Origin of the sequence: Brevibacillus laterosporus LMG 15441 (assembly GCF_000219535.2) — a bacterium.
In the GTDB taxonomy this organism is placed as follows: domain Bacteria; phylum Bacillota; class Bacilli; order Brevibacillales; family Brevibacillaceae; genus Brevibacillus_B; species Brevibacillus_B halotolerans.
The window spans coordinates 5092785-5114147 of record NZ_CP007806.1; the positions used below are offsets into that span (position 1 = coordinate 5092785).

Below are 21363 nucleotides of genomic sequence, written 5' to 3' on the forward strand. Positions count from 1 at the left end.
TCAGCTCCTCTTCACTTTCTACTCTCAAGTCTAGTACGTAATCGTATGCCCAAATCAAGCAATCCCACGAATCCTAATACGGTAGTCAACAATAATACTACCCCGCCTATATTAAGTATAGTAGCTAGGATGAGAAAAATAAATACTCCAGCAAAGACATATGGAAAACGCCATTTGCTCTTATATTTATCAACAACGAATGCAACAAACCCTACTCCCTGAATAAAAAACAGGAATTGCAGTGCATAAAACAAGTTAAATAACAAAGAACCAGTCGTTGTTTGACCCATTGTATTCCTATTGAAGAACATAAACAGCAACGTAACCACATAAAAAAACAGAAGTGATCTCGGTAATTGCCATTGTCGTATAGGTGGCAAAGCTGGAATTTGAATGGACAGTCTTTTACTGATCAGCCGTGCCATCCAATGAATGAACGTGGTAGATACAAAGCTACCAAACATAATGATAAACGGCAACAGCATGGTCAACATCTCAAATATGTCAATTAAAAATTTTTTCCATGCCTCTACAGTAAACTCTGGGGGTCTTAACTCCAAAAGCTGCGGATTATTTAAAACTAATTCTTTTCCTTCATGGAATTGCTGAACAATATCAATGCCCATCAGCTTCGATGATACATACACTAAAAATACATAAGACAGCGCTTTAACAATAGAACCTGCAAAAATACTTGGAAATGCCCGATTGGTATTCCTATACGCAAAGCCCATCACCCAGCCCAGCAATACGGCAGATATCGCAAAAATAACACCAGCAATCGAGCTAATGATCAGCCCAAGTACAGCATATGCTATTGCTATGATAATCATTTGTTTGCCAGTACGTCTCATGGCTAAAATAATGAACGGAATAGGCAACAAGAAAGAGAATACGCCAGATAGAGGAGTTGCAAGGCTTACAAAGAGAAACACGCCTGCAATTCCCAGTAACAAAGCACTTTCTGCTAGTTGTTTTGTTCGATTAGGCAAACAGGAGCGACTCCCCTCTTATAAATATGGAAAAAGAGGGGCCACGCTCTGTGCCCCCCTTTGACTTTATTGATTCTATTCAGCCGTATATGGCAGCAACGCTACTTGACGAGCGCGTTTAATAGCGATTGTCAATCTACGTTGATATTTAGCAGAAGTACCAGTTACACGACGAGGTAAGATTTTACCACGCTCACTGATGAACTTCTTAAGAAGATCAATATCTTTATAATCGATCTTTTTAATCTTATTAACAGTAAAGTAGCAAACTTTACGGCGTTTATTAGGACGTCCTTTACGTGCCATGAGAGTCCCTCCTTTTCAAGTTATGATAGTTTACATACGATCTAGAACTTAACTAGAAAGGCAGATCATCATCTGAGATGTTAATCGGCTTTCCAGAATCGGCGAAGGGGTCATTAAATGAATCGTTATTACCTTTGGAAGCCGGACGCGTGCCACCATAGCTTGGACCAGGGTCATAGCCGGTGTTTCCTTCACTCGCTTCACGTGAGCTTAGGAATTGCACGTTATCTGCGACAACTTCTGTTACGTATACTCTTTTACCTTCTTTATTATCATAGCTTCTGGTTTGTAAACGGCCTTCTACAGCAGCTTTTCTACCTTTACGAAGATAGTTTGCACATAGATCAGCCAATTGACGCCATGCTACAATATTGATAAAGTCCGTTTCTTTTTCGCCACCGGCTCCAGAATAAGGACGATTTATCGCCAAGGTAAAGGTCGTTACCGCAACACCATTGGGCGTATAACGTAATTCAGGGTCCTTTGTTAAGTTTCCAATTAAAATAACACGATTTAGCATAAGACTCCCTCCCCGCGACAACGATTACTGATCTTCTCTTACGAAAAGGAAACGAATAACGTCGTCGTTAATTTTCATCAAACGCTCAGTTTCAGAAACAACCTCAGCGTTAGCTTTAAAGTTCATCAAAACGTAGAAACCATCCTTGAACTTTTGGATTTCATAAGCAAGACGACGCTTACCCATTTCTTGAAGCTTGGTGATTTCTCCACCATTGTTAGTAACGATTTCGCTATAACGAGCTACATTCGCTTTCACTTTCTCTTCTTCAAGGTCTGGACGCAATACGTACATTACTTCATATTGACGCATACCTTCTTCACCTCCTTTTGGACTAGCGGCCCTTTAAAAAAGGGCAAGGAGCGAGTGCTAATGAAACCTACTAGAGGCACCCATTTCCATACTCGCATTTAAGAATTATAACAAACCATTAAGGACAAATCAAGAGATTACACGTTGAAACGGAAATGAATAACGTCGCCATCTTTTACCACGTATTCTTTACCTTCCAAGCGGTATTTCCCTTTTTCACGAGCAGCATTCACATTGCCCGCCGCTACCAAATCATCATAAGCTACCACTTCGGCACGAATAAATCCACGCTCAAAGTCTGTATGAATAACACCAGCAGCCTGAGGAGCCTTGGTTTCGCGACGAACTGTCCATGCACGCACCTCTTGAACCCCAGCCGTGAAGTACGTAATCAAACCAAGCAAGGAATAAGCAGCTCGGATCAAGCGGTCAAGACCTGATTCTTGCAGTCCTAGCTCTTCTAGGAACATTTCCTTGTCTTCGCCTTCTAATTCAGCAATTTCGGATTCTACTTTTGCACTGATAATAACTACCTCAGCGCCTTCAGATTCAGCATGCTTGCGAACTGCTTGCACATGCGGATTCTCATCAGCATTGTGGATGCCGTCTTCCGCTACATTACAAACATACAGCATTGGTTTAATGGTTAACAGGTGCAGGTCACGAATGATTTTAAGCTCATCTTCTGTTAGCTCAACACCACGTGCTGCTTGACCTTCTTCAAAAGCGGCCTTTAGTTTTTCTAATACCTCAAGCTCTACCTTTGCCTCTTTATCACCTGATTTCGCTTTACGCCCCATACGATCAATACGGCGAGTAACGGAATCTAAATCAGCAAATACCAATTCCAGGTTAATGGTTTCGATATCGCTTAGAGGGTCTACTTTACCTGCAACGTGTACAATGTTCTGATCTTCAAAGCAACGTACCACCTGTGCAATCGCATCTACTTCACGAATATGGGCCAAAAATTGGTTCCCCAATCCTTCCCCTTTGCTCGCTCCTTTAACCAAACCAGCGATATCCACGAATTCAAAAGCGGTAGGTACAACTTTGTTTGGAACAACGATCTCTGTTAATTTGTTTAGACGTGGATCAGGTACTTCAACGATACCCACGTTAGGATCAATGGTACAGAAAGGATAGTTTGCGGATTCTGCTCCCGCTTGCGTAATTGCATTAAATAGGGTAGATTTCCCAACATTCGGAAGACCTACAATCCCACAAGACATTCCCATTTATATATACACTCCTTATTTTCCGAAATAGAACATGCTCTTTAGTATAAAGACTTACTGGTTATAATACAATCACACAGTTTCCAATCTTTAATAGAAATGGTTCCCACAATTAGACCTAAAATTGCTTTTTCATATTTGTTTCATATCTTATAAAAAGTCGTCGTTTTTAAATCAAGTTCAGCCTTAATTTTACAGTCAGTTATAATACCGCTTTTCCTTTTGGGATATAGAGTTTCAAATTTCATACAAAATATAGCGCCTATCTTGTCAATAAACTCATTGTTTCATTTCTTAATGCCTATTGCAATTTTATATCGCTTCCCTGACTGTAAGGTTTTATTGTATACAGTACATTTTGTTGCGTAAAAATTATACATATCCTACAAGGTTTAGGTATGGAGTAAATAAAAAAACGTAGATGCTGGCGCACCTACGATTCTATACAATAGGCTATCTCTCAATGGGATTGACTAGCATAGGGTAAGATCGTCAGACTTTGGAAGGTTTAATGGCGGTCTTACTTTTTGGGGCCGGGGGAACGGTGACTCTTGTCACGACTAATCCCGGAAAGCTCACAAGGAAGCTACCAAACTGGAACAATAGAGAAGGGGCTTCGTGAGTGATTGCTATATGTTCTTTTTATTTTCTAGGAGGTTTGCCATGAGGATCTCTAAAGTCTGTAACGACGATACTATTACCAAAATAATTGGTTACTAGAGTGGCGGTGAAATTGACTGTACTGAACGTTCCAATTTCTTTAAATTTATACACCCTAGCATTATTCCATGTCCAAATTTCCCCTTGTTTTTTGGGAGGAATTTTCACGGTGAATGTATCTTTATATTTGGCTTCCTCAACCCATTCTTTTCCTACCTCAGCATTAAAAACCTTTTCAAATCCCCCACCCACATTTATCGAAGTTTTGGAGTATGACTCTCTCTCCACTGTACGTACCCATTCAAAATCCTTTTTTGTCCTATTTTCTGTATAGTCCACTCGATAATCGTATTTCATAGGTCCAACGTAATCAACATATTCATAAGTATCAAAAAGAGCTGGCTGGATACCTTTTCTTTTTTCACTGTCTTTAGCAATTTGATCATTGTTGGCGGATTCTTTTTTAAATCCATTCTGTTCCATGAATTTTTGGGCCTTATCAGGATCAGCGATGTAAATAACAGGTACTCTATGTCCATTTTCACTTGTAATGTATTCTACCTTATCTGGTACAATGCTGCTTTCGCTTAATGCGGCTGGTAACTCATTGGCTTGAACATTGGTACTTGTCCAAGGAATGCTGACTCCGATAGATAGTGCAGCCACTATAGATAACGCTATTAGCTTTTTCACAACACACATTCCTCCATTATTGTAAAATTTAAACATTTTTATATTAGCATACAATAATTGGATATTCCATACTATTTGTAGTATTTTAAATATATTCCGTATTTAGGAGGGATTCAGATTTTATGTTTAAAATAGGTGTTGCTTTTCTTTTTGGAGCGTTTTTTCAGTTGTTTTTGGCGATGGTTTGGGGTGAATGGTTCGCATTAGAAAAATATAAATTTACTAAAACATACTACAATCACCCTTTAGATTCTTTCTATACGCTTTTCTATTGGGAATTAGCAATAAGTGCGGTAATAATTCTGCTCTCTTTTTTCATCAAAAAGGAGCCAAAGTAATAAGATGCTACGAACTGTAAATCGACGTAATTTTTTATAACGAAGATCGCCATAACGATATCGTAGGCGGTCTTTTTTTTATTCATCCCAAATTGAATTAATAGTCTATTTCCTGTAAGCTATTTATAGAAACAAACCTTTATTATTAGGGGTTTGCTTCGTTTTCTTTACGAGATGTTTCCTTTACAAGACATTTGCCGGTCCTACAATTCCAACTTTCGAACCTACGTATACATCTACTCCTTATCAAAGTAATAAAAAAGAAAACCCAGCTTACCTAGGTTTTCTTCTTAGCTTCCTTCAGCAATCCTTCCAATTCATCTAGTCTCTCTTCAAATACCTTCATCGCATCCTCTATTGGTTTAGCTGTGGTCATATCTACCCCCGCCTCCTTCAAAACAGTAAGCGGCGGCTTAGAGCTGCCCAATGAAAGTAACGTCTTGATAAAACGTTCAGCTTCTGGTTTCCCGCCCTCTTCTACTTGTTTCGCAAGAGCTACGGATGCCGCAAAGCTTGTAGCATATTGATAGACATAAAAGTTATAAAAAAAATGAGGGACGCGGGCCCATTCCATGGCGATCTCCTGATCCATAACTACCTGCTTGCCATAATATTTTTTATTGATATCCAGATACATTTTCTTAAGGGAGTCCGCTTGTAGTGCTTCACCGCGTTGATCAGCTTCATACATGGCTTTCTCAAATTCGGCAAATTGAGTTTGACGGAATAAGGTGGTACGGAAATTTTCTAAGTTTTGCACGAGTAATGCCATTTTCTCTTTATTTGTCTTTGCCTTTTTATATTGGCTCGTAAATAGTAGATTTTCATTCATAGTGGAAGCAACCTCGGCCGTAAAAATCGGATAACCCGAAGTTATATAAGGCTGTGCCTTGTTTGTGTAATACGATTGCATAGCATGTCCCAATTCATGGGCAATAGTTGAAACATCTCCTTTTAAGCCTTGATAATTTAATAAAACATAAGGATGGGTATCGTAAGCCCCCCATTGGTAAGCCCCTGTTCTTTTATCAGGTGTAGAATATACATCTATCCATCGATTATCCAACGCTCTTTTAATCACAGATACATACTCCTCACCAAGTGGTGCAAGCCCGTTTATAACCAAGTCCTTTGCTTGTTCATAGGGGATATAATCATTTTTTTGATCTACAAGGGGTACATATAAGTCATACATATGAAGCTCTGGTAATGAAAGCATCTCTTTACGGAGCTTAAGATAACGCTCCAAGAGCGGTATGTTCTTATTTACAGTGGAAATGAGTTGATCGTATACCTCTACAGGCACCTGATTTGGTGTAAGACTAGCTTCCAAAGCATTCTTATACTTTCTACTTGATGCATATAGGTTATTTGCTTTAATTTGTCCTGCCAGCGTCTGAGCCAAGGTATCCTGATATTTCTCTAGTGTCCGATACATAGCTTGATAGGCGGCTTTTCTTACTTGCCGATCCTTGCTTTCCAAATAAGTGGCATAGTTTGTTCTGGTTAACGGCACCATCTTACCTGTTTCATCTTTTATTAGAGGCAGTGGGATGTCTTTGGAAATCATCTTATAAATATTTTCTGGCGTTCCCCCCAACGAAGAAAAGGAAGCCAACAATTGCTCCTGTTCTCTTGGGAGCATGTGCTGTTTTACACGTATTGTTTCTTGAATAAATGGTTTATAAGGGGCTAATTCTGGTGCCTGTAAAAACTGTTTCATCTTTTGATCGGGAATAGAAACAAGCTCTGGACCTACCCAAGAGGTTCGTTCCTTAACATATACTCGGATTTTTTCGGCTTGGTTGACAATTGCCTGAGCACTTGGGTTAGCCGTTTGTATATCAAAATTCAATGTAGCATACACATTCACCTTATCGAGTAACCGCATCAATTGACTATACGCTTCCATCCCCTGAGCAAGCGCCTTGGCTGATTTCCCCCATTTGCCCTGTTGAGCTGCAAAAGCGTCGGCTAATCGCTTTGTCTCCTGCTTATCTTTTTCCCACGCTGATACATTTGGATAAATATCTGATAAATTCCATGTAAAAATGGTTGGAATTTCTTTGCGATTTTGATATGATGTTCGTTGTGTCTCTTTGTTACCCACTTGTGGATAGGCAAAAGAAATAGACATGAAGCTGCTGTGGATAAAAAATGTGCATGCAACAACTGCCCATACCAGACTTTTTCCTTTGAGAAAAATCATAGCAACTTGCTCCTTTCTACTAACGTAACAGTTCCATCATCATTTCTAAACAGGCTAGATTCGTTATTTTTTATGTAAGAAAATTGGATGGGATCGTGTTCATCTCTTTTATTGTGATAAATTGTCACAAAATTATTCAATTCTATCCTGGATAAGCCTGTGGATATCTTTGTGGATAGTTTTTTCAAAAAAAGTTATATACAAGTGAAAGCCTTGCTATATATGGGTTTTCACTTTTTGGGTTATCCACATTTTTTTATTTATTTTTGTGGAAAGTTTTTTCTATACACAAAAAGATGCCCCTATAATCGAGGCATCTTTTTTGCATTCAGCATCTCTACAGCTATTCTTCTGCGGACTCTTTTGGCGCTGCTGGCACCAATACTTTTTTCATCTTCTTTTCAAATTCCAATCTCGGAATCATCACACTGTGATCGCATCCCGTACATTTAATTCGAATATCCATCCCCATACGAATAATCTTCCATGCATTTGTGCCGCATGGATGCTGTTTTTTCATCTGGACAATATCCCCCAGATCAAATTGCTTTCTTTCCATGAATTCACCCACCTGGATTTATCACTTTATTATCTTTTCCCATCATAACAGTTTTAGGGTATGGGATTTCAATACCTCTACGAACAAATTCTTGTTTAATTCGTGCTCTCATCTTACGCATAATACCAAAATGCGTATTAGGCTTACACTCTGCTGTCACACGAATAATGACCTCTGACGGTCCCAACGCTTGAACACCCAATACCTGTGGTTGATTGACAATATCCTCTTCTTCTTTCCCCATTTTCTCTACGACTTCCTTTAAAATCTCTTCTACATGTGTCAAATCCTCCTCATAAGCGACAGACACATCAACAAAAGCCACTGAATTCTGAACCGAGAAATTAGTCACTTGATTAATCGTACCATTCGGAAAGATATGCACTTCTCCCGTCCAGCTTTTAATTTTGGAGATACGCAAACCAATAACCATGACGGTCCCTGTCACTCCATTGATCGTTACCATATCTCCTACAGCAAATTGATCTTCAAAAATAATGAAAAATCCTGTAATTACGTCTTTTACTAAGCTCTGCGCTCCAAAACCTACAGCAAGACTCAATACACCCGCACTTACTAATACCGGCTGCAAATCTAGTCCTACCTGTCTTAGTACCACCAATAGAGTAACGAAATAGATTGTGTATCTAGCCACATTTTTAACCAGTATGCGCATCGTATCTACTCGACGTCTGTCAAATTGAATCATACTTTTCTCTCGATTACTAAAAATGCGATCAACTGATTTTCCAATAATGGTTACTAAAATCCGGGCTAACACAATAATGAGAATAATCCCAATCAAAGCAAACCCTTTATCCACCCAAAAATCTGGATTTGATAGTACTCCATACACCTGATTCCACATCTTTTGAAATGCAGTCAAGTTAGCATTCAAGTCCTGTTGTATTTCCTCCAAGTCTCTTTAACCCCTTTCTTTTTACAAACCTATCTCTACGTAAGTTCCATTTTCATAATGAAAAAACCCACGTATGACTACGTGCTGTGAAGTGATGATAGCCAGTGCGCGTTCAAATGATTCGCTGGGAAATTCAATAGATAGTGCACATCCAGCCGTAATTTCCTTAGGCGTCGGTCGGGTATCAATTTCGATATCCTCATATTCTAATAACATTTCTGCCCGTAATGCTTGCTGTGTTGAATCAAAAGCGATCAAGACGGTATTTTCCATCTTTGTGCCCTCTCCTTTTCCTCCAGCCTCTATCACACTTACTCACCAGCTTATTCGTAAAGCATTATCTATTTTACCCGGAGACGACTCTCTCTTCTACTTTCTCTTGCAGTTTTTAATCAATTTCTAATCTCAATCCCCCCCTCAGGTATAAAACATCCTAAATCTCCATATACTAGGAATACTTTTATTTCGTGGAGGTATCTATGAAACGATTTGAAGAGAATCGGGATGTTTCTTATCCTCCCTTTAGGGTTGACCACACGCATGAGTCAGCTACGAGAAACTTGTCTGAGCATCTTTATGAACGCTTCCTCCAAAAGTCAGCAGATCAGGATCTAGTAGTCCTATGCATCGGAACAGATCGCTCTACCGGTGATGCTTTAGGTCCTTTGGTTGGCTCTCGACTACACACATATTTTCTTGACGATATTTTCGTATATGGGACACTTGAATCACCTGTGCATGCCGTTAATCTTGCGGATCAGATCGCGCTGATAACAGAAAAGCATCCTAATGCTCTCATCGTAGCCATTGATGCTTGTCTAGGGCAATACCAGCATGTAGGATATATTAACGTCGTTGATGGTCCAGTGAAACCAGGAGCTGGAGTAAAAAAAGAGTTACCCGCTGTTGGGCACTTCCATATCACCGGAATTGTCAACGTAGGTGGCTTTATGGAGTATTTCGTCCTACAAAACACTCGGCTACATGTTGTAGTCAGTATGGCTGATATTATTGCCTCAGCTATTCACAAAGCAACAGCTCAATTGTTTTCCCCGTTTGATTACACATATAAGGATATACCGTTTATACGAGACGGTAGTTGATAGTAAAAAAGGCGACCTCACACGCTAGTAAGGTTGCCTTTTTCATCTTCATCCTCTTTTATCCGACATAAAATGCCTCGGAAATCTCCCTGATTGCCGAAATCAGTCGTCTCACGTCATTTTCGTCGTTAAATACCCCAAAGCTGGCTCTCACAGCGCCTCTTTTTTCAGTACCAACTGTCTCATGGCCAAGCGGAGTGCAATGATAACCAGCCCTCACAGCGATTTGGTATTGTTGGTCTAAAATGAAGGCAATCTCAGAAGCATCTGCTCCCATTATATTAAACGCAACCAGCCCAACCCGTTCGATTGACAGGTCTGGTCCATATACCTTTACCCCGTCTATCTTCATTAATTCCTCAAGGGTCATTTTTGCTAATGCCCATTCCTGTTGATGAATTTTCTCAATCCCAGTTTCCAGGACGAACGATACACCGGCACCTAGCCCCGCAATACCAACCGTATTAGCTGTTCCGCTTTCATAGCGGTCTGGTCTGGTCGTTGGCTGCTCAATAGCCTCGGATTGGCTTCCGGTCCCACCATGTAGTAATGGCTCCAGATTAATCTCATCTCTGACAAATAAGCATCCTGTTCCTTGTGGTCCGTATAGCCCCTTATGCCCAGGAAAAGCTAACATATCAATCTTCATATCGGCAACATCTATAGGTAGAACACCTGCTGTCTGCGAAGCATCCACCAAGAAGGTAAGCCGATGATGCTCACACAATTCTCCAAGCTCCTTAATCGGTAAGATCATACCTGTTAAATTAGAAGCGTGGCTAACCACAAGCAATTTGGTCTCTTTCCGAAATGCTTGGGCAAAATCTTCAGCATAAAAGAACTGATCTTCACGCGGCCTGACATATGTAATTTCAATTCCAAGCTTCGTGCGCAAATATTCAAGTGGCCTGCGTACAGAATTGTGTTCAATCGATGAGGTTACTACATGATCCCCCGGCTGTAGGAAGCCTTTTATCGCCTGATTGAGCGCTTGAGTTGCATTTTGGTAAAAAAAGAGGTTATTCGGGTTCTCGATCCCGAACAACCTAGCAAGTTGTACACGCGTCCGAAACAACGCTTTACTGGCCTTCATCGCCAGTGCATGTCCTCCACGACCAGGATTGGCTGCGTAATCGTCTATTACTTCTATCATTGCTTCTTTTACCTGGGGTGGCTTTGGCCAAGAAGATGCGGCATTATCCAAATAAGTCACTGACATAGGAAAATCCCCTTTACTCTTCTATTTGCAAAATATCAAGAATGCGTTGCAGATCGTCATCGGAGTAAAATTCTATTTCTATCTTTCCCTTTTTATTCGTTTTATTGATTTGAACACCCGTTCCAAAACGATTCTGTAGACGTTGCTCCCATTGAACGTATACCTTTTCCTTTGTAGCAGGCTTTTTCTTTTTGGTTTCACGTGAAACATGCAGTTGTTTCACCGTTTCCTCCAATTGGCGTACCGTCCATTCGTACTTAATCACATCACGAGCCAATTTCCATTGTAAATCTGCATCTTCTACAGGAATCAACGCTCTCGCATGTCCCATGGATAAGGAAGACGTAGCGACTAGCTCTTTTATTTTATCAGGCAACTGTAACAATCGCATGATATTGGTTACATGGGGGCGACTTTTCCCTACTTTTTGTGCTAATTCCTCTTGGGTATAGGAACAATGCTCCATTAATTTAAAATATGCCTCGGCTTCTTCCATCGGATTTAAGTTTTCCCGCTGCAAATTTTCAATGAGAGCAAGCTCCATAATCTGTTGGTCTGTATAGTTTTTGATAACGACAGGAACTTTCTTTAAGCCTGCCAATTTAGCAGCACGCAGACGTCGTTCTCCCGCCACTAACTCATATCCTTTAATACTCTTTCGGACGATTAAAGGCTGAATGATGCCATGAATCTTGATAGATTCCCCTAGTTCCTGCAGAGCTTTTGGTTCAAATTCTTTACGAGGCTGGTATGGATTGGGACGGATCTCACTGATTTCGACGTCTGTAACTTGCTCGCTCTCTTCAATCAAATTAGAGGTTATTAAGGCGCCTAACCCTTTTCCCAAGCGTTTACTCATATACCGACCACTTCCTTAGCCAATTCAGTATAAACTTCGGCCCCTCTCGAACGTGGATCATAGCTGATAATTGCTTGTCCATGCGATGGTGCTTCACTTAGTCGCACATTGCGTGGAATAATTGTTTGATACACTTTATCTTGGAAATATTTTTTTACCTCATCAATTACTTGAATGCCTAAATTCGTACGCGCATCTAGCATCGTTAACAATACTCCTTCAATAGCTAGATTAGCATTTAAATGCTTTTGAACTAATCGAACTGTATTTAAAAGCTGACTAAGCCCCTCAAGCGCATAATATTCACATTGAATAGGAATGATCACCGAGTCAGAGGCTGTCAGCGAATTGACTGTAAGAATCCCTAAAGACGGAGGGCAATCTATAATAACAAAATCATAGTTATCTTTCACGACCTCTAGTGCCTTTTTTAAGCGAATTTCTCGTGAAATGGTAGGTACTAGCTCTATTTCTGCACCTGCTAATTGTATCGTAGCAGGGATAATAGATAACCCCTCAATCTCAGTGGGCAGAGTTGTTTCAATTGGACTGATGTCATTAATTAGTACATCGTATACGCAATAACGTACATCGGCTTTATTAATACCAACACCACTTGTAGCATTCCCTTGTGGATCGATATCCACTAATAAAACCTTTTTGCCTATACTAGCCAAGCAAGCGCTTAGATTCACAGCAGTGGTTGTTTTACCAACGCCGCCTTTCTGATTGGCTACTGCAATTACTTTCCCCAAAATCTCCACCTCATTTGTACATGTTACTTGTGAGAGCAGCTTGTCGTATTCCTGACGCTGTTCGCGCAAAATTAGCTGTTTGTAAGAACGATTTTGTTGATAAAGTACACATTTTAGATGATGCCCGTATTCCATATATACATAATCATACAGAAAAAGAAAGGCGGCTCATGCCGCTTTATGACTGAGGTTTTTGATTTTTAGGGATACGAATCGTAAATTGATAATATTCATCGTAATCCTCTTCATTGGTTTCCACAGGCAGACCTGTTTGAATCACCATATCAATAGATTGACGCACAGTATTGATAGCAATGCGCGAATCACGTGAAAAGGCCTTAAATCTTCCCCGTTTTTCCTTCTCAGGCTTAGGATTGTCCATCATTTCTAATAATTGCTTCACTCTGGTTTCCGTTTGCTTCACATTAAGCTCCCGCAAAGAAATCTCTTCTAATAGCTTAATCTGTAGCTCTGCATCCTTTAACGGTATCAAAGCACGTGCGTGTCGCTCTGTAATCCGTCTTGCCATGAGAGCTTCCTGAATTTGTTGAGGCAAGTGTAAAAGCCGTAATTTATTAGCGATGGTCGATTGCCCTTTGCCCAATCGTTGCGCTAAGCTCTCCTGCGTTAGATTATGAAGGTCAATCAGTTTTTGATAAGCATAGGCCTCTTCAATGGCCGTTAATCCTTCACGTTGTAAATTCTCGATTAAAGCAATAGAAGCTGTCTGTGTATCATTAAAATCTTTTACAATAGCGGGTATCCGTTCCATACCGATTTTCTTTGATGCACGCCATCTGCGCTCTCCCGCAATGATCTCAAACTGGTTATTACGAACACGAACCACAATCGGTTGAATAATACCATGTGTCTTAATGGTTTGGCACAATTCTTCAATTTTCCCATCGTCAAACACAGTTCTAGGCTGATAAGGATTGGGGACAATCTCATCAACTGGGATTTGCTTAATCTCCTCGTTTTCCGCTTTATCCGAGAGACCAAACAAACGTGAAAATTGATTTTTTACTGTCATTCTGAAATCCCCCACTTCTTTACACACTGTTAGAAAAACTCTTGGTGGCCAATTCTTTATTGATGGCCAAAATTCAGCGATGATAGTGCCTTAGGTTTATCATTTCCCCAACATTTATCGCTTTACAAGCAAAGAGAGAAGAATATGAACATCTCTTCTCTGGCTTAAGGCTTTTGTTACTATACATTTCGCACAGGACGATGTCGGATAGAACCGGCACCTCTATGCTTCAAAGTATTCTTCATCATAAGCTTAAAGTCCTGCCGACGAAACAGATAATCTTTGTGTTTCACGTGAAACATGGCGATGTCTTATTTCTCTTCATTACGGCTTTTTCTCTTCCAGCTTGTTACCTTTGATACAAATATTTTCTCTTCTTTTTCTACTTCATCTTTTTCCGTTCGACCTTCTCCGCCCTCTTCTACAGACACTGGAATTTGGTTGACATTGAGGGGTAACAAAATCTGGATGAAATATCTCTCTTTGTATAACGGCTAATTGGGCTAAAACTTTTCCTGTTTTCTTTTATTTTTATGTGAAAAATGGAGTCATTTATCCTTCCTATGCTCACATATAAAAAGAAGTTAGCCCCATTTGGGACCAACTTCTCCGTGATATACATGCTTTAACTAGCTACTATAGCAATGGCTTTTTAGCCGGAATGCCTGGACGACGCGGATATGTTTTGGGAGTTGTCTCTATTTTGTTGATAAGAATGATATTTCTCTCCCCCGCTTCGTCAGGTAGCTCAAAGCTCTCTACCTTACGGGTTTTACCACCAAGTAGCTTAATAGCCCGTTTCGCCTCATTTAGTTCAAGCGTAACGTCCGGGCCCTTCATGGAAGCGAACAAGCCGTTTTGCTTAACCAACGGCAGACAAAACTCTGCTAATAAATTCAATCGTGCCACTGCTCTGGCTGATACGATATCGAACTGTTCACGGTACTTTTTATCCTGTCCAATCTCTTCTGCTCTTCCATGCACAGGATACAAATCCGTCAGGCCTAGTTCTGTACCCACATGACTTAGGAAATTCATACGTTTTTGCAAGGAATCAATGATGGTCATCTGTAAATGAGGGAAGCAAATCTTCAGCGGAATGCTTGGAAAACCAGCACCTCCTCCTACATCGGCCATTTTCTTCATATCCTGCAACGGAACATAAAACGCTAAAGAAATGGAGTCATAAAAGTGCTTATTATATACCTCATCCTCTTCGGTAATGCCCGTTAAATTCATTTTTTCGTTCCATTCGACCAATAGACGATAATATTGATCAAACTGGTCCAATTGTTCGGAAGTAAGCACAATCCCTTTTTCTTGTAGGCGTGCAGAAAAATCCTGTTTGCTCATTCCAGTCTCCTCTATTCAGCGGCTTGGTTTAGCATGCGATGAAATTGCTCCATATAAATCATCAATACAGAGATATCAGCTGGTGTTACACCGGAAATACGTGATGCTTGACCAATGTTTAGTGGACGAATTTTTTGTAGCTTTTCACGCGCTTCCTTCGACATACCGGAAATAGCGGTATAGTCGATCCTTTTCGGAATGAGCTTTTCCTCCACCTTTTTCATTTTTTCTACTTGAGCTAACGATTTACGAATATATCCGTCGTATTTGACTTGAATTTCTACTTGCTCACGAACATCTACATCTAACTCTTCTGGAGCAGGAGAAATGCGGTGGATATGCTCATACGTTACCTCTGGACGACGTAATAATTGAGCTAGATCAATCACCTCTGTCAGTTCAGGAGTACCTGCTTCTCGAAGTACCTCCTGAGCCAATTCGTTTTCTGGACGAATCCGAGTTGAATGCAGACGTTCCTTTTCCTTTGCTACTAGCTCGCGTTTTTGTTGAAATTTGTTGTGGCGTTCTTTACTGATTAAACCAATTTCGTAACCAATGTCAGTTAAACGCATATCTGCATTATCATGACGAAGCAAGAGACGGTATTCCGCACGAGAGGTTAACAGACGATAAGGTTCATTCGTTCCCTTGGTAACTAGATCATCAATAAGAACACCCATATATGCTTCCTCGCGACCTAAGATCACTGGAGGTTTTCCCTGTACCTTACGAGCTGCATTTATCCCTGCCATTAGACCTTGTCCTGCTGCCTCTTCATAGCCTGATGTACCATTAATCTGTCCTGCTGTAAACAGACCTTCTATCAATTTGGTTTCCAATGAAGGCCACAATTGTGTAGGCACAATGGAATCATACTCAATGGCATAACCAGGACGCATCATTTTAGCATTTTCCATACCGTCCATAGAACGAAGCATGCTTAACTGAACATCCTCTGGCAGACTGGTTGACAAACCTTGTACGTACATCTCTTCTGTATGACGACCCTCTGGCTCCAGGAAGATTTGATGACGCGGTTTGTCATTGAAACGTACTACTTTATCCTCTATAGATGGACAATAACGTGGCCCGGTTCCTTCAATTGCACCAGAATACATCGGAGCACGATGCAGATTGTCCTGAATCACTTCATGAGTTTCCAGATTCGTATATGTTAACCAACATGGTAATTGCTCAGGAATCGAAGCTGTTGTTTCGTATGAAAATGCACGTGGTTCCTCATCACCTGGCTGAATTTCCATCTTGGAGAAATCAACGCTACTTTTATGCACGCGAGGCGGTGTCCCGGTTTTAAAACGAACGAGCTCAAAGCCCAATTCTTTTAAATGCTCAGCCAAACGCACGGAAGGACGCATGTTATTTGGTCCACTTTCATACTGAAGATCACCAATAATAATCTTTCCACGTAAGTATGTTCCTGTGGTAACGACGACTGCCTTCGCTTTATACTGTGCCCCAGTGTTGGTAATAACCCCTTCGCACACGCCGTTATTTACAATTAGCTCCTCAACCATCGCTTGACGCAAAATGAGATTTGGCGTATTTTCAATCGTTTTCTTCATTTCATGCTGGTATGCAAACTTATCCGCTTGCGCACGCAACGCATGAACAGCCGGGCCTTTTCCTGTATTAAGCATCCGCATTTGGATATAGGTTTTATCTGTATTTTTACCCATCTCGCCGCCTAAAGCGTCAATTTCACGAACTACGTGTCCTTTTGCAGGGCCACCTACTGACGGGTTACAAGGCATATAGGCTACAGCGTCTAGATTGATCGTGATAAGCAGTGTTTGACATCCCATGCGAGCAGCTGCCAACGCAGATTCACACCCTGCATGACCCGCTCCGATAACAATTACGTCAAACTCCCCGCCGTTGTATGTTGTGCTCATGTTTCTACCTCCTATTTACCGAGACAGAATTGGGAGAAAATCTGATCAATTAAGTCCTCGCCAACACTCTCTCCGATTACTTCTCCTAATAACTCCCACGCCTTTTTAATATCTATCTGCACCATATCTACCGGCATTTGTTGATGAACGCCGTCAATAGCATCTGCCATAGCCTGTTCGGCTTGACGCAGCAAATTAATATGGCGGGCGTTGCTGACATATGTCATATCTTCCTGTTGGACACGACCTGTAAAGAATAGATGGGCGATAGCTTGCTCTAACTGATCGATTCCCTTCTCTTCCTTGATGGACGTTAAAATCAAAGGTGCACTCGGAAAAGCCTCTTTTATCTTATCTATATCCAGCTTTTGCTCTAAATCAGTTTTATTGACGATAATGATGACCTGCAAGCCTTTAGCAGCCTCAAAAATAGCGAGATCATCATCGTTTAAAAACTCATTATAGTTTACCATAAGCAGCACTAAATCGACTTGTTGAAGAATTTGGCGAGACTTTTCTACCCCGATTTTTTCAACAATGTCATCTGTCTCCCGAATTCCAGCTGTATCAATTAGACGAAGAGGAACCCCTCTTACATTTACATATTCCTCGATAACGTCGCGAGTCGTCCCAGCAATCTCTGTTACAATCGCCTTATCTTCCTGTACAAAGCTATTTAATAATGACGATTTTCCAACGTTAGGCCTTCCGATAATCGCAGTAGATAATCCCTCGCGCAGGATTTTACCTTGTTTAGCCGTTTGTAGTAAACGAGCCACTTGTTGTTTTACCTCCTCACACTTACCTAGGAGGAAATTCTGGGTGAACTCTTCTACATCATGCTCAGGATAATCAAGCGTTACCTCAATATGAGCCATTGCTTCTATTAATTCCTGACGCAGGCCCTTAATTAGCTTGGACAGCTTTCCCTCTACTTGTGATAAGGCTACCTTTAAAGCTTTATCCGTTTTAGCCCGAATCAGGTCAATAACGGCTTCCGCTTGTGATAAATCAATACGGCCGTTTAAGAAGGCCCTTTTCGTAAATTCCCCCGGTTCTGCCAATCTTGCTCCATGCTCCAGCACCAGATCGAGGACCTTCTCTACAGAAATCAAACCTCCATGGCAATTGATTTCCACTACATCCTCCCGTGTAAAAGTACGTGGTGCCTTCATAACAGAAACTAGTACTTCCTCTACTTGCTCATTAGCAACGGGATCTACCAGCGCACCATAATGTATCGTATGACTATCCACAGTGGATAACTTATTTTTACCTCGATAGATTTTATCCACAATCGAAATTGCATCATCGCCACTCACGCGAATGACTGCAATTCCACCTTCCCCCATGGGCGTGGCCACACCTGCAATCGTATCCATATTCACTATATTTCACCTCAAAACTATGAAGTAGGCATTCTTTTCCTAACGCCTTAGCATATCATATTTTTTCCACAATGAATAGAGCGCCTGCCATTGAGACTTATCCACAGTATTAGCAAAATCAAATCAGGTAAAACGCACAAAAAAAAAGAAGCCTAACGTGAGGCTTCTTTTTCCTTTGTTTTCGGTGCAACAACAATATAACGATGCGGTTCTTCACCTTCACTAAATGTAATGACATCAGTACGTGTTTGCAAAAAGGCGTGAATCACTTTTCGTTCTGCCGCTGTCATTGGTTCCAAACGTACATTTCGTTTGGTGTGAATCGCTTTTTGAGCAAGACGATAAGCTAATTTCTCTAGTGCCTCTCTGCGCTTTGCTCGATAATTTTCTGCATCTAAAATAATGCGAACGTGCTTTTCTGCATGTTTATTGGCTACAACGTTAACCAAATATTGCAAGGAATCCAATGTCTGACCACGTCGACCAATCACCATGCCCAGATCTTCACCAATCATGTGGAAAACGGTACCTTCTGATTGTTTTTGGGAATCGATTTTCACATTGAGGTTCATTTGCTTTAACACATCAGCTAAAAATCCGCGTCCCTCTTCAATCGGATCATACTGTACTTCCACTTCTACTTTTGCATCTCTCGTACCTATCAAACCAAGAAATCCTTTACTTGGCTCTTCTAGTACGCGAACATTTACTCTGTCTCTTGATACTCCAAGTTCTCGCAGTGCCTTTTCAACAGCTTCATCAATCGTTTTGGCTGAAGCTAGCGCTTTTTTCACTTGGAAGCTCCCCCCTTGGGACTTTTCTGAGTAGTACGGTTATCTTTGTATAAGAAATACGTTTGGATAATCATATAGATGTTACCGTATACCCAATACAAAGCAAGGGCAGAAGGTAACGTCATAGAAATTACCAAAATCATGATAGGCATCATGTACAACATCATTTGCATTTGAGGGTTGTTTTGCATCGCAGAACCCATCATTTTTTGTTGCAGGAATGTTGTCAGAGCAGCTAATACTGGCAAGATAAAGAACGGGTCCTTTTCACCTAGCTGCATCCATAAAAACGATTGCTCTCGAATTTCGCTCGTGCGAATAATCGCATTATAAAAAGCAATAAGAATAGGCATTTGTACCAATAACGGTAAACATCCTGCCAGTGGGTTAATGTTATTTTTTTGGAATAATAACATGGTCTCTTGCTGTACTCTTTGTGGATCATTCTTGTACTTATCTCGGATTTTTTGAAGTTCTGGTTGAATGACCTGCATTGCCTTGGAAGATTTAATTTGCTTCACGTTAAGTGGCAATGTCAACGTACGAATTAAAATCGTCGCAACCAAAATTCCAAGCCCGAAGCTACCGCCAAGTAAAAGTGCGGATTCCTTGATCAGCCAAGATAGCGGATAAACGAAGAATTTATCCCAGATTCCAGTTGATTCAGGACCAATTGGCGGAGGATGTGCAATATCAGTCCCACATCCTGCCAGAATTACCATAAGGAATCCAAGCAGAAGGACATAGCGAATACGACTACTCAAAGACATGTTCCTCCTTTAGTTAAGGAAAGTTATATTATTTATGTTTCTCTGGTACTGGATCAATTCCTCCTGGATGAAAGGGATGACATTTAGCAATTCGCACAATAGCTAACCACCCACCCTTCCATACACCAAAACGGCGTATGGCTTCAATCGCATAAAAGGAACACGTAGGCGCAAATCGACAGGTTGGAGGCTTTAATGGTGAAATAAATTTCTGATAAAAGCGGATAAACCCAATCAAAAATTTCTTCATTATCATCTAACCTCTTTTTTCGTTATGTATCTCAACCGCCTTTATTGCTTTTGCTCTTTTTAAAGCATGCATTAAAGAGCCCTGTATGGAAGCAAGCGGCATCTCTTCTACCCCTGGTCTCACAATTACAATGATATCCAAATGAGGCTTGATTCGATCCTCAATCGCAGCAATCGCTTCTTTTAAAAGTCGCTTAACTTTATTACGCGTGACAGCGTTGCCAATTTTTTTACTGGCAGAGATCCCGATTCGAAAAGTGGCTTGTCCCTGATTTTCTAATGTATAAATAACAAATTGTTTGTTAGCAGCTGATTTTCCCTTTTGAAAAACCTTCTGAAACTCTTCATTTTTTCGCAATCGATGCGAGCGATGCATTGGTGGACACCCCTACCATCAACATTATAGTGGAAAAAAAGGGCGCATTCCACTGCTTCTAGTATTACCAAGAAACAAAGGAAGAAGCCAGACAGGGCTGGCTCCTCACATATATTCTCTCACCTTTTTCTATAGAAGTACTCTTACGTATTATCTATAGAAAAAGGCCACTTTAAAATGTGGCCTAAGCGGAAAGCACCTTTCTACCTTTACGACGACGGGCAGCTAAAACCTTACGGCCATTTTTTGTGCTCATACGTTTGCGGAACCCGTGATCTTTCTTACGTTTACGGTTGTTAGGATTAAATGTAGGTCTCATATTGAAGTTACACCTCCGTCCTCCAAGCATTCTTTGGAATTATATAAAGAAATAATCAAAAAGTCAAGTTACTCGTTATCTAATCCCTTTTGCCAAATTAATCCCTCTACTTTTACCTTCTCTTCCTCCTACATCTATCTTTTTTCTTTTCATCGTCTGTTTTCTACTATAAATAACTATCCACAAAAGATTATTTCCCGCCCCTGTGTATATCTTTTTTATCCACAGAAAAGTTTTCTACAAATTTATAAACAGGTTGCACACAAAATATAGGGGTGTTGATGAAATACGGCTACTATTTGTTGTGTTTGTGGATAACTATTAAAAAACCATTGATATCATGGCTTTTATTTGATATCATGTTTTTGTTTTGATCCGTTGATAAGTGAAATCAGATTTTTACTTTTCCACAGCATGTGGATAAGGTTGTGGACAGATATTCTGCATTGTGAATAAGATACTCACAGCTATGCGGATAATTGTCTT

General features: G+C 40.6%; 25 protein-coding genes. 2 read left to right on the forward strand and 23 right to left on the reverse strand.

Translation table 11 applies throughout. The annotated features are described in order from the left end of the window. Positions 1-11: 11 nt before the first annotated feature. The 7 genes from BRLA_RS22440 to BRLA_RS22465 form a co-directional block, all read right to left on the reverse strand. Positions 12-992: a DUF2232 domain-containing protein gene (locus BRLA_RS22440; RefSeq protein WP_003334010.1), complete on the reverse strand. Its 981-nt coding sequence runs from the start codon at positions 990-992 to the stop codon at positions 12-14. 75 nt (positions 993-1067) lie between these two features. Next, positions 1068-1298, reverse strand: a complete 231-nt coding sequence (gene rpsR / locus BRLA_RS22445) for a 30S ribosomal protein S18 (RefSeq protein WP_003334009.1) — start codon at positions 1296-1298, stop codon at positions 1068-1070. A 52-nt stretch (positions 1299-1350) separates the two neighbouring features. Next, positions 1351-1818: a single-stranded DNA-binding protein gene (gene ssb, locus BRLA_RS22450; RefSeq protein ID WP_003334008.1), complete on the reverse strand. Its 468-nt coding sequence runs from the start codon at positions 1816-1818 to the stop codon at positions 1351-1353. A gap of 24 nt (positions 1819-1842) precedes the next feature. Continuing rightward, complete coding sequence (gene rpsF / locus BRLA_RS22455; RefSeq protein WP_003334007.1) at positions 1843-2130, reverse strand: 30S ribosomal protein S6; 288 nt, start codon at positions 2128-2130, stop codon at positions 1843-1845. Positions 2131-2267: 137 nt separating this feature from the next. Further along, positions 2268-3368: a redox-regulated ATPase YchF gene (ychF, locus tag BRLA_RS22460; RefSeq protein ID WP_003334006.1), complete on the reverse strand. Its 1101-nt coding sequence runs from the start codon at positions 3366-3368 to the stop codon at positions 2268-2270. A 492-nt stretch (positions 3369-3860) separates the two neighbouring features. After that, positions 3861-4001: a putative holin-like toxin gene (locus BRLA_RS25365; RefSeq protein WP_423752627.1), complete on the reverse strand. Its 141-nt coding sequence runs from the start codon at positions 3999-4001 to the stop codon at positions 3861-3863. A gap of 9 nt (positions 4002-4010) precedes the next feature. Beyond that, positions 4011-4730, reverse strand: coding sequence for a hypothetical protein (locus BRLA_RS22465; protein ID WP_236867701.1), 720 nt, complete (start codon positions 4728-4730; stop codon positions 4011-4013). A 113-nt stretch (positions 4731-4843) separates the two neighbouring features. On the opposite strand from BRLA_RS22465, the gene BRLA_RS24105 reads away from it, so the two are divergent. Continuing rightward, the gene (locus BRLA_RS24105) at positions 4844-5059 is read left to right on the forward strand and encodes a hypothetical protein (RefSeq protein ID WP_035318993.1); all 216 of its coding nucleotides are present in this window, start codon (positions 4844-4846) and stop codon (positions 5057-5059) included. Positions 5060-5336: 277 nt separating this feature from the next. Here BRLA_RS24105 and pepF read toward each other — a convergent pair whose 3' ends face one another. The 4 genes from pepF to BRLA_RS22490 all read right to left on the reverse strand — a co-directional run bounded on the left by pepF (position 5337) and on the right by BRLA_RS22490 (position 9019). After that, positions 5337-7268 (reverse strand): oligoendopeptidase F, encoded by a 1932-nt coding sequence (gene pepF, locus BRLA_RS22475; protein ID WP_003334002.1) that lies wholly within the window; start codon positions 7266-7268, stop codon positions 5337-5339. Positions 7269-7611: 343 nt separating this feature from the next. Next, positions 7612-7827, reverse strand: coding sequence for a DUF951 domain-containing protein (locus BRLA_RS22480; protein ID WP_003334001.1), 216 nt, complete (start codon positions 7825-7827; stop codon positions 7612-7614). Positions 7828-7831: 4 nt separating this feature from the next. Beyond that, positions 7832-8746, reverse strand: a complete 915-nt coding sequence (locus BRLA_RS22485) for a mechanosensitive ion channel family protein (protein ID WP_003334000.1) — start codon at positions 8744-8746, stop codon at positions 7832-7834. Between the two features lie 21 nt (positions 8747-8767). Then, entirely contained in the window at positions 8768-9019 is a 252-nt protein-coding gene (locus tag BRLA_RS22490) for a putative Se/S carrier protein (RefSeq protein WP_035318994.1), read from the reverse strand. Between the two features lie 206 nt (positions 9020-9225). Between BRLA_RS22490 and yyaC the strand changes: the two genes are divergently transcribed. Continuing rightward, positions 9226-9849, forward strand: a complete 624-nt coding sequence (gene yyaC / locus BRLA_RS22495) for a spore protease YyaC (RefSeq protein WP_003333998.1) — start codon at positions 9226-9228, stop codon at positions 9847-9849. Between the two features lie 58 nt (positions 9850-9907). Here the strand turns inward: yyaC and BRLA_RS22500 are convergent, their stop codons facing one another. The 12 genes from BRLA_RS22500 to rpmH form a co-directional block, all read right to left on the reverse strand. Then, complete coding sequence (locus tag BRLA_RS22500) at positions 9908-11068, reverse strand: aminotransferase class V-fold PLP-dependent enzyme (RefSeq protein ID WP_003333997.1); 1161 nt, start codon at positions 11066-11068, stop codon at positions 9908-9910. Between the two features lie 13 nt (positions 11069-11081). Beyond that, on the reverse strand, positions 11082-11927 hold the full coding sequence (locus BRLA_RS22505) for a ParB/RepB/Spo0J family partition protein (protein ID WP_003333996.1): 846 nt from the start codon (positions 11925-11927) through the stop codon (positions 11082-11084). Beyond that, on the reverse strand, positions 11924-12682 hold the full coding sequence (locus BRLA_RS22510) for a ParA family protein (RefSeq protein WP_003344627.1): 759 nt from the start codon (positions 12680-12682) through the stop codon (positions 11924-11926). Before BRLA_RS22510 ends, BRLA_RS22505 begins: the two co-directional genes overlap by 4 nt. A 178-nt stretch (positions 12683-12860) precedes the next feature. After that, complete coding sequence (gene noc, locus BRLA_RS22515) at positions 12861-13715, reverse strand: nucleoid occlusion protein (protein ID WP_003333994.1); 855 nt, start codon at positions 13713-13715, stop codon at positions 12861-12863. Positions 13716-14351: 636 nt separating this feature from the next. After that, entirely contained in the window at positions 14352-15068 is a 717-nt protein-coding gene (rsmG, locus tag BRLA_RS22520) for a 16S rRNA (guanine(527)-N(7))-methyltransferase RsmG (RefSeq protein WP_003333992.1), read from the reverse strand. 11 nt (positions 15069-15079) lie between these two features. Continuing rightward, positions 15080-16981: a tRNA uridine-5-carboxymethylaminomethyl(34) synthesis enzyme MnmG gene (gene mnmG / locus BRLA_RS22525; RefSeq protein ID WP_003333991.1), complete on the reverse strand. Its 1902-nt coding sequence runs from the start codon at positions 16979-16981 to the stop codon at positions 15080-15082. 11 nt (positions 16982-16992) lie between these two features. Continuing rightward, positions 16993-18369, reverse strand: coding sequence for a tRNA uridine-5-carboxymethylaminomethyl(34) synthesis GTPase MnmE (mnmE, locus tag BRLA_RS22530; protein ID WP_162988303.1), 1377 nt, complete (start codon positions 18367-18369; stop codon positions 16993-16995). A gap of 152 nt (positions 18370-18521) precedes the next feature. After that, complete coding sequence (gene jag, locus BRLA_RS22535; protein ID WP_003333988.1) at positions 18522-19163, reverse strand: RNA-binding cell elongation regulator Jag/EloR; 642 nt, start codon at positions 19161-19163, stop codon at positions 18522-18524. Beyond that, positions 19160-19927, reverse strand: a complete 768-nt coding sequence (gene yidC, locus BRLA_RS22540) for a membrane protein insertase YidC (protein ID WP_003333987.1) — start codon at positions 19925-19927, stop codon at positions 19160-19162. Before yidC ends, jag begins: the two co-directional genes overlap by 4 nt. A gap of 34 nt (positions 19928-19961) precedes the next feature. Continuing rightward, positions 19962-20183, reverse strand: coding sequence for a membrane protein insertion efficiency factor YidD (gene yidD, locus BRLA_RS22545; protein ID WP_004432969.1), 222 nt, complete (start codon positions 20181-20183; stop codon positions 19962-19964). Between the two features lie 6 nt (positions 20184-20189). Continuing rightward, positions 20190-20558 (reverse strand): ribonuclease P protein component, encoded by a 369-nt coding sequence (gene rnpA, locus BRLA_RS22550; RefSeq protein WP_003333986.1) that lies wholly within the window; start codon positions 20556-20558, stop codon positions 20190-20192. Positions 20559-20742: 184 nt separating this feature from the next. After that, on the reverse strand, positions 20743-20877 hold the full coding sequence (gene rpmH / locus BRLA_RS22555; RefSeq protein WP_003333985.1) for a 50S ribosomal protein L34: 135 nt from the start codon (positions 20875-20877) through the stop codon (positions 20743-20745). Positions 20878-21363 lie beyond the last annotated feature (486 nt).